We start from the raw sequence: 505 nt of genomic DNA on the forward strand, positions 1-505 counted from the left end.
GCTTACTGCAATAGATAACAGCATTGGTAGCTTTATGTATTTCGAGGTGCGAGCTGACAAAATCCGCATGGGGATGAGTTTCAATAACGCCCACAAGATCGGCATCATGCTGGGCCGCGAAATCATAATAAGGCTGCGGGTTACGCGCCGGATCAATAACGATCATTTTACCTGAACGGATCACGGCGTAAGATGCATGCGCCAACCCTTTATCGTAGAATTGCTGGATAATCATATCAGCTGCAAAGATAGGAGTTTGAGTGAGATGTTGTAATGCGGAAATGTTTGAAGGTTGTAAAGTTTGGGCAAAGCGGGTGTTCTGATTTCAGCTATATATGTTCAGAATCCGGATTATGCTGTTTTAGAAATATTATTGTTGTAAGTGATTGTATTTCAAAAAGTTATATCTTTTTTTAATTGAACCTCTTTTTGCATTTCTGATATGAAGCTGTTCAATACATTAAGTTCATCCGTAACTGCGTACACCCGTCTTAGTACAAGATAC

General features: G+C 40.0%; 1 protein-coding gene. It reads right to left on the reverse strand.

All coding sequences use genetic code 11. The features are described from left to right. Positions 1–235, reverse strand: a 235-nt coding sequence (locus AC1D2Q_RS29580) for an MBL fold metallo-hydrolase (protein ID WP_477815558.1), incomplete at its 3' end; no start/stop codon positions are given. Positions 236–505 lie beyond the last annotated feature (270 nt).

The sequence above is a fragment of the Pseudomonas sp. P1_A1 genome (assembly GCF_056406935.1).